The organism is Streptomyces sp. NPDC057010, from assembly GCF_042673805.1.
Taxonomy (GTDB): Bacteria; Actinomycetota; Actinomycetes; order Streptomycetales; family Streptomycetaceae; genus Streptomyces.
Genome location: NZ_JBHUSC010000039.1, coordinates 60154 through 68113 on the forward strand (window position 1 = coordinate 60154; position 7960 = coordinate 68113).

General features: G+C 70.5%; 10 protein-coding genes. 7 read left to right on the forward strand and 3 right to left on the reverse strand.

Going from position 1 to position 7960, the window contains the following annotated elements; translation table 11 throughout:
• Window positions 1-38 precede the first annotated feature (38 nt).
• Both ACFTXQ_RS26880 and ACFTXQ_RS26885 read left to right on the forward strand, forming a co-directional pair.
• A complete protein-coding gene (locus tag ACFTXQ_RS26880; protein ID WP_019434848.1) occupies window positions 39-308 on the forward strand; it encodes a type II toxin-antitoxin system Phd/YefM family antitoxin in 270 nt (89 codons plus the stop codon).
• The gene (locus ACFTXQ_RS26885; protein WP_171153185.1) at window positions 301-564 is read left to right on the forward strand and encodes a type II toxin-antitoxin system RelE/ParE family toxin; all 264 of its coding nucleotides are present in this window, start codon (window positions 301-303) and stop codon (window positions 562-564) included. Before ACFTXQ_RS26880 ends, ACFTXQ_RS26885 begins: the two co-directional genes overlap by 8 nt.
• A 133-nt stretch (window positions 565-697) precedes the next feature.
• Here ACFTXQ_RS26885 and ychF read toward each other — a convergent pair whose 3' ends face one another.
• A complete protein-coding gene (gene ychF / locus ACFTXQ_RS26890; protein WP_382645036.1) occupies window positions 698-1786 on the reverse strand; it encodes a redox-regulated ATPase YchF in 1089 nt (362 codons plus the stop codon).
• 135 nt (window positions 1787-1921) lie between these two features.
• Here ychF and ACFTXQ_RS26895 point away from each other — a divergent pair, with 135 nt between their 5' ends.
• A complete protein-coding gene (locus ACFTXQ_RS26895) occupies window positions 1922-2437 on the forward strand; it encodes a DUF6542 domain-containing protein (RefSeq protein WP_382645038.1) in 516 nt (171 codons plus the stop codon).
• On the opposite strand, the gene ppgK is transcribed toward ACFTXQ_RS26895, so the two are convergent.
• Window positions 2434-3189 carry a polyphosphate--glucose phosphotransferase gene (gene ppgK, locus ACFTXQ_RS26900; RefSeq protein ID WP_382645040.1) on the reverse strand — a complete coding sequence of 252 codons (756 nt, stop codon included), beginning with the start codon at window positions 3187-3189 and terminating at the stop codon, window positions 2434-2436. The genes ACFTXQ_RS26895 and ppgK overlap by 4 nt on opposite strands.
• A gap of 21 nt (window positions 3190-3210) precedes the next feature.
• Entirely contained in the window at window positions 3211-4203 is a 993-nt protein-coding gene (locus tag ACFTXQ_RS26905) for a 4-hydroxy-3-methylbut-2-enyl diphosphate reductase (RefSeq protein ID WP_382645042.1), read from the reverse strand.
• Window positions 4204-4289: 86 nt separating this feature from the next.
• Here ACFTXQ_RS26905 and ACFTXQ_RS26910 point away from each other — a divergent pair, with 86 nt between their 5' ends.
• From ACFTXQ_RS26910 to ACFTXQ_RS26925, 4 genes are all read left to right on the forward strand, one after another.
• On the forward strand, window positions 4290-5669 hold the full coding sequence (locus ACFTXQ_RS26910; protein WP_382645049.1) for an APC family permease: 1380 nt from the start codon (window positions 4290-4292) through the stop codon (window positions 5667-5669).
• Window positions 5670-5743: 74 nt separating this feature from the next.
• The gene (xseA, locus tag ACFTXQ_RS26915; protein WP_382645043.1) at window positions 5744-6958 is read left to right on the forward strand and encodes an exodeoxyribonuclease VII large subunit; all 1215 of its coding nucleotides are present in this window, start codon (window positions 5744-5746) and stop codon (window positions 6956-6958) included.
• A 45-nt stretch (window positions 6959-7003) separates the two neighbouring features.
• On the forward strand, window positions 7004-7225 hold the full coding sequence (locus ACFTXQ_RS26920; protein ID WP_382645044.1) for an exodeoxyribonuclease VII small subunit: 222 nt from the start codon (window positions 7004-7006) through the stop codon (window positions 7223-7225).
• Window positions 7226-7333: 108 nt separating this feature from the next.
• Window positions 7334-7924: a malonic semialdehyde reductase gene (locus ACFTXQ_RS26925; protein WP_382645046.1), complete on the forward strand. Its 591-nt coding sequence runs from the start codon at window positions 7334-7336 to the stop codon at window positions 7922-7924.
• Window positions 7925-7960 lie beyond the last annotated feature (36 nt).

The following is a 7960-nucleotide window of genomic DNA, read 5'->3' on the forward strand; positions in this document are numbered from 1 at the left end:
CGTTGTGTACACATGGGACACTCGGTACTCTTGAGCGCATGACTCAGCCACTGCCCATAGAGTCCATCCGCGACGTGCGCGCCCACCTGGCGGAGGTCGTGGAGCGTGCGGACCGTGACGACGTACCCACGGTGATCACGCGCCGCGGCAAGGAAGTCGCCGCAGTCGTCTCCATCGAGGTACTACGCAAGTACCAGGAGTGGGAAGAGCGCGAAATCAATCGGATCATCGACGAGCGCATGGCCAACCCGGCGCCCGGCATCCCGATCGAGGACATCATGAGGGAGACGCTGGCGCGCGGTGAGTGAGTACCGAACCGTCTTCCGACCCGAGGCGCAGGCCGAGCTTCGCAAGATCCCCCGCGACATGGCACTGCGCATCTTGGCCAAGCTGACCGAGTTGGAAAGCGATCCTCTCGGCTTCAACACCACCGCACTCGTATCCCAGCCGGACCGCCGCCGCCTGCGAGTCGGCGACTACCGCGTCGTCTACACGATCGACAACGGGGAACTGGTGGTCTGGGTCGTTCACGTGGGACACCGATCCACCGTTTACGACACCTGATCGCCTCTGACCGCACGTCAGAATATCCAGCACCCATCCAGCACGGTGACGACGAAGGGGTCGGACTCGACAGAGTCCGACCCCTTCCGACTTGCACGTTTGACTCAACACCTAACGTGCAGTATGCGCACGACTACACGTTGAAGCGGAATTCGACGACGTCGCCGTCCTGCATGACGTAGTCCTTGCCCTCCATGCGGGCCTTGCCCTTCGCGCGGGCCTCGGTGACCGAGCCGCATTCGACCAGGTCCGCGAAGGAGATGACCTCGGCCTTGATGAAGCCGCGCTGGAAGTCGGTGTGGATCACGCCGGCGGCCTCGGGGGCGGTGGCGCCCTGCTTGATGGTCCAGGCGCGGGTTTCCTTCGGGCCGGCCGTCAGGTAGGTCTGCAGGCCCAGGGTGGCGAAGCCGACGCGGCCGAGGGTGGCCAGGCCGGGCTCGTCCTGGCCGACCGACTGGAGGAGTTCGAGGGCCTCCTCGTCGTCCAGCTCCGCCAGGTCCGCCTCCAGCTTGGCGTTCAGGAAGATCGCCTCCGCCGGGGCGACCAGGGCGCTCTGCTCCGCCTTGAAGGCGTCGTCCGTCAGCTCGTCCTCGTCCACGTTGAAGACGTAGAGGAAGGGCTTGGTGGTGAGGAGGTGCAGCTCGTGGAGGAGGTCGCCCTGCTCGGTGCCCTTGGTGATGCCCTTGGAGAAGAGGGTGTCGCCCGCTTCGAGGATCTTCTTGGCCTCGACGACGGCCGCGAGGACCGCGACCTTCTCCTTCTGGAGGCGGGACTCCTTCGCCAGGCGCGGTTCGGCCTTCTCGATGGACTGGAGGTCGGCGAGGATCAGCTCGGTGTTGATCGTCTCGATGTCGTCCTTCGGCGAGACCTTGCCGTCGACGTGTACGACGTTCTCGTCCTTGAAGGCGCGGATGACCTGGCAGATCGCGTCGGACTCGCGGATGTTCGCCAGGAACTTGTTGCCCAGGCCCTCACCCTCCGAGGCGCCGCGCACGATGCCCGCGATGTCGACGAAGTCGACCGTGGCCGGCAGGACGCGCTGCGAGCCGAAGATGCCCGCCAGGACGGCCAGACGCGGGTCCGGGACACCGACGACGCCGATGTTCGGCTCGATGGTGGCGAACGGGTAGTTGGCCGCCAGCACGTCGTTCTTGGTCAGGGCGTTGAACAGGGTCGACTTGCCGACATTCGGCAGGCCGACGATTCCGATCGTGAGCGACACGTTGGCGACTTCCCGTAGCTGGAGGGGGCGGCGGCCCGGGAGTGGGCCGTCGGACAGTTTACTTTCCGATGAGTGGCAGTGGATGTACGCGTGTCCGCGCCCGGATCCGGCGGCCTCCCCGCCTAGTTTGGTGGGGTGGAGCAATACAGGACGCAACCGGCACCTCACCCCCGGCGACCCCCGGCCCAGCGGCGGGGCGCACCGGCCTCCGCCGTACCCGCCCAGGGCGGCGGCCGGCCCCGGCCCCCGCTCGCGCGGCGGCTGCCCCGGCCCCGGCTGACCGGGCTCGGCGGCGGGCTGTTCGCGTGCGCCTCCATGGTGCTGGCGGGCGGGATCTCCTGGCTGCTGTTCGGGTCCTCGCTCTTCGTCTACGGGCTGCTCTTCCTGCCCGCGGCGGCCGCCACCGCCCTGTGGGTACGGCCCGCCGACCTGATCACCGCGCCGATCACCGCCCCCATCGCCTTCGCCGCCGGAGCGTGGCCCATCTCGGGCGGCTCCGGCGGCTTCGGCGGGCAGCTGATGGGGCTGGTGTCCGTCCTGTCCCTGCACGCCGGCTGGCTGTACGCGGGAACGCTGGTCGCCGCCCTCATCGCCGTCGTCCGCAAGGCCGTGCTCATCGGGCGGCGCAGGCTTCCCCGCCGCGTGCTCTAGCCGCCCTGCCCGTTCGCCTTCTTCGCCGCCATCGCCGCGCCCACGATGCCCGCGTTGTTCTGGAGCTTCGCCGGGACGATCTCCGCCCGGATGCCCTCGATCAGCGGCAGGAACTTCTCCGGCTTGCGGCTGACGCCGCCGCCGATGATGAACAGGTCGGGGGAGAACAGCATCTCCACGTGGGCCAGGTACTTCTGGACGCGGTGCGCCCAGCGCTCCCACGTCAGGTCCCCGTCCTCCTTGGCCTTCACCGACGCCCGCGTCTCCGCGTCGTGGCCCTTCAGCTCCAGGTGCCCGAGCTCCGTGTTCGGGACGAGCCGCCCGTCCGTGAACAGGGCGCTCCCGATGCCCGTGCCCAGGGTGAGCATGAGGACCGTGCCGCCCCGCCCGCGCCCGGCCCCGTACGTCATCTCCGCGACCCCCGCCGCGTCGGCGTCGTTGAGGAGCGTGACCGGCAGGCCGCCCAGCTCGCGCGAGAGCAGCGCCGCCGCGTCGGCCCCGACCCACGCCTTGTCGACGTTGGCCGCCGAGCGGGTGACGCCGTTCGTGACCACCCCCGGGAAGGTGACCCCGACCGGGCCCGACCAGGAGAACGCGCCGACCACCTCTGCGACGCAGCCGGCCACCCCCTCGGGGGTGGCCGGCTGCGGTGTCAGTACCTTGTGGCGCTCCTGCGCCAGATCGCCGCGGTCCAGGTCCACGGGAGCGCCCTTGATCCCGGAACCACCGATGTCCACACCCATGATCTGCATGGACATACCGTACGAAAGGACTTACTCGTCGGCGACCAGTTCCGCCGCTTCGGCGCGCAGGTCGCGGCGCAGTTCCTTCGGCAGGGAGAAGACGATCGACTCCTCGGCCGTCTTCACGATCTCCACGTCCTCGTAGCCGCGCGCCGCCAGCCACTCCAGGACCTCCTCGACCAAGACCTCCGGCACCGAGGCGCCCGAGGTCAGGCCGACGGTGCCGACGCCCTCCAGCCAGGCCTCGTCGATCTCGCTCGCGAAGTCCACCAGGTGCGCGGCGCGCGCGCCCGCGTCGAGGGCGACCTCCACCAGCCGGATGGAGTTCGAGGAGTTCTTCGAACCGACGACGATCACCAGGTCGGAGTCGGCGCCCATCACCTTGACGGCGGCCTGCCGGTTGGAGGTGGCGTAGCAGATGTCGTCGCTGGGCGGGGAGACGAGCAGCGGGAACTTCTGCTTCAGCGCGTCGACCGTCTCCATCGTCTCGTCGACCGAGAGGGTGGTCTGCGACAGCCAGACGACCTTCGACTCGTCGCGCACCTCGACCTTGGCCACGTCCTCCGGGCCGTCCACGATCGTGATGTGCTCCGGGGCCTCGCCGGAGGTGCCGATGACCTCCTCGTGGCCCTCGTGGCCGATGAGGAGGATGTCGAAGTCCTCGTTCGCGTAGCGGATGGCTTCCTTGTGGACCTTGGTGACCAGCGGGCACGTCGCGTCGATCGTCGCGAGCCTGCCGCGCGCGGCCTCCTCGTGGACCACCGGGGCCACGCCGTGAGCGGAGAACATCACGATGGAGCCGGGCGGCACCTCCTCCGTCCGCTCGACGAAGATGGCGCCCTTCTTCTCCAGCGTCTGGACGACGTACTTGTTGTGCACGATCTCGTGCCGGACGTAGACCGGCGCGCCGTACTGCTCGAGAGCCTTCTCGACAGCGATCACGGCTCGGTCGACGCCCGCGCAGTAGCCGCGAGGGGCGGCGAGCAGGACACGGCGGGAAGCGGCAGCAGTCATGCCCTCCATCGTACGGGGGCCCCCAGCAGGCCGTTCGTCCCCCGTACGGCACACACTTGATCGCAAGCGTGTCCACAGCATCCCTCGGAGGGTCGATGGCGTCCGGTGCGGAATCCAGTACGGCGGCGCCGGTACCGGAGCGGGGCCGTGACGGCCTGCTGCGGCGGAGCCTCGGATTCCGGGACCTGGTCGTCTACGGGCTTCTCTTCATCGCGCCCATGGCCCCGGTCGGGGTCTTCGGCACCCTGGACGCCAAGTCGCACGGCGCCGTGGCCCTGGTCTACCTGGTGGCGACCGTGGCGATGGCCTTCACGGCCTTCTCGTACGCGCAGATGGTGCGGGTGGCCCCGCAGGCCGGCTCGGTCTTCACCTACGCCCGCAAGGGCCTGGGCGAGGGCCCCGGCCTGATCGCCGGGTGGATGGCGATGCTCGACTACCTGCTGATCCCGGCGGTCGCGTACCTGTTCTCCGGGATCGCGATGAACGCGCTGGTGCCGGAGGTCTCGCGCTGGGTGTGGACGGCGCTGGCCGTCGTGATCACCACCCTGCTCAACCTGTGGGGCGTACGGGCGGCCGCGCGCGTGGGCTTCGCCGTGCTGGCCATGGAGATCCTGGTGCTCCTGGTCTTCCTGGTCGCGGCCGTGACCGTCCTGGTGCGGGACGGGGCCCAGCGCGGCTGGCTCTCCCCGCTGACCGGCGACGGCTCGCTGGGGTTCAGCGTGGCGGCCGTGCTGGGCGCGGTGTCGGTCGCGGTCCTCTCGTACCTGGGCTTCGACGCCATCGCCTCCTTCGCGGAGGAGGTGACCGGAGGCTCGGCGCGGGTGGCGCGGGCGGTGCTGTTCTGCCTGGGGCTGGCCGGGGTGCTGTTCATCGCCCAGACCTACCTCGTGGCGCTGCTCAGCCCGGTGACGGCGGCGGAGCTGGCGGCGGACCCGGCGCAGCAGGGCCCGGCCTTCTACAACGCGCTGGAGGTCTCCGTCGGCTTCTGGCTGCATGACCTGGTGGCCATCAGCAAGGCGATCGGGGCGGCCTTCGCGGCGCTGGCCGGGCAGGCGGCGGCCGGGCGGCTGGTGTTCGCGATGGCCCGGGAGGGGCGGCTGCCGCGCGTGCTGGCTCGCACCTCCGACGGAACCCCGCGGCCCGCGCTGCTGGTGGCGGCGGTCATCACGCTGGTCGCGGCGGTGTGGGCGGCCCGGCGCGACGACGGGCTGGACCACCTGGTGTCGGTCGTCGACGTCGGGGCTCTGGTGGCGTTCACGCTGCTGCACGCCTCGGTGGTGGGATGGTTCGTGGTCAAGCGGATGGAGGGCGTCCCGAACTGGTGGAAGCACCTGGTCGTCCCGGTGCTGGGCGCGGCGGTGACCGTCGCGGTGATCGTCGAGGCCTCGTGGACGGCGCAGGTGGTGGGCGCGGTGTGGCTGGCGGTGGGCCTGGGCGTGCTCTTCGCTCAGCGCGGGCGAGGCGTGTCGTCCTGAGCGGGCGGCGACCGGACCGCGACACCGGTGCCGGAGCCTGAGACGCTGTCAGCGGAGCCCGTTAGCCTGCCTGCATGGGTCTGAATACGTCGGCCGAGGCGCCGCTGCCGGTAGGCCAGGTGTCCCGGCTCATCGGGGGCTGGATCGAGCGGCTCGGTCAGGTGTGGGTGGAGGGGCAGATCACGCAGCTCTCGCGGCGGCCGGGGGCGGGGGTGGTCTTCCTGACGCTGCGCGACCCCTCGCACGACATCTCGGTCAGCGTGACCTGCTTCCGCCAGGTCTACGACGAGGTCGCGGACGCCGTCACGGAGGGCTCGCGGGTCGTCCTGCTGGCCAAGCCCGAGTGGTACGCCCCGCGCGGGCAGCTGTCGCTGCGGGCCACGGAGATACGGCCGGTCGGCATCGGCGAGCTGCTCGCCCGGCTGGAGCGGCTCAAGCGGTCGCTGGCCTCCGAGGGGCTGTTCGCGCTGGAGCGCAAGAAGCCGCTGCCCTTCCTGCCGCAGCTGATCGGGCTGGTCGTCGGGCGGGCCTCGGCGGCCGAGCGCGACGTGCTGGAGAACGCCCGGCGCCGCTGGCCGGCGGTCCGCTTCGAGGTCCGCAACGTCGCCGTGCAGGGGGTGCACGCGGTACCCCAGGTGATCCAGGCGGTCAAGGAGCTCGACGCCCTGGACGAGGTCGACGTGATCATCGTGGCGCGCGGCGGCGGCAGCGTGGAGGACCTGCTGCCCTTCTCCGACGAGGAGGTCGTACGGGCCGTCGCGGCGGCCCGTACCCCGGTGGTCTCGGCGATCGGCCACGAGCCGGACTCCCCGCTGCTGGACCTGGTCGCGGACCTGCGGGCCTCCACGCCCACGGATGCGGCGAAGAAGGTCGTCCCGGACGTCGGCGAGGAGCTGGAGCGCGTGCGCCAGCTCCAGGGCCGGGGGCTGCGGGCGGTGCGCGGGCTGCTCGACCGGGAGGAGCGGGGCCTCGCGCACGCCCTGGCCCGGCCGGTCTTCGTCCACCCGCAGCGGATGGTGGAGACGCGGGAGGACGAGCTGGAGGCCCTCCTCGCCCGCAGCCGGCGGACGCTGGGGCACCTGCTGGACCGGGCCGATTCGGAACTCGCGCACACCCTGGCCCGGGTGGTGGCGCTGTCGCCGGCGGCCACCCTGGAGCGCGGGTACGCCGTACTGCAGCGCGCCGACGGGCACGTGGTGCGCGCGCCGGAGGAGGTCTCCGCAGGCGAGGTGCTGCGTGCGCGGGTGGCCGAGGGAGAGTTCCCCGTACGGGTCGCCGCCCCCGAATAGCGGGCACACAAGTCGTTGTATTACACACGGAGGGTGGAAATGGGAATGGCAGAAGCAGATACTCCACTGGGGTATGAGCAGGCCCGCGACGAACTCATCGAGGTCGTCCGCAAGCTGGAGGCCGGCGGGACGTCGCTGGAGGACTCGCTGGCGCTCTGGGAGCGCGGGGAGGAGCTGGCGAAGGTCTGCCGGCACTGGCTGGAGGGGGCCAGGGCCCGGCTGGACTCGGCGCTCGCGGCACGGGACGCCGCCGACGAGGAGGAGTGACGTTGATCACCACCACCGAATTTAGTTGAAAATTCATCTACTTTCGTCGTAGGGTCGGAGACATCGGTTCACGCTTCACCTCCGTTCGCATGGAAGAAGGCTTTCCGCATGTCTCTCGTTCTTGACTCCGCCGCACAGGACCTGCTGTTCCGCGAGGCCCGCACGGCCAACTCGTTCTCGGACGAGCCGGTCACCGAGGAGCAGGTCCAGGCGATCTACGACCTGGTGAAGTTCGGCCCCACCGCCTTCAACCAGACCCCGCTGCGCATCACCCTGGTCCGCTCCCCCGAGGCCCGCGAGCGCCTCGTGAAGCACATGGCCGAGGGCAACCAGGCCAAGACCGCCGCCGCCCCGCTGGTCGCGATCCTCTCCGCGGACAACGAGTTCCACGAGGAGCTCCCCCAGCTGCTGCCGCACTTCCCGCAGGCCAAGGACGCCTTCTTCGCCGAGCGCCCGGTCCGCGAGCAGTCCGCGCTGCTCAACGCCGCGCTGCAGGCCGCCTACTTCATCATCGGCGTCCGCGCCGCCGGCCTGGCCGCCGGCCCGATGACCGGCCTGGACTTCGGCGGCGTCCAGAAGGAGTTCCTGGACGCCGACCACACCCCGCTGATGGTCGTCAACATCGGCAAGCCGGGCGAGAACGCCTGGTTCCCGCGCTCCCCGCGCCTGGAGTTCGACCAGGTCATCACCACCGTCTGAGCGGCACCACGCGAAGAGGCCGCGCACCCCTCGGGG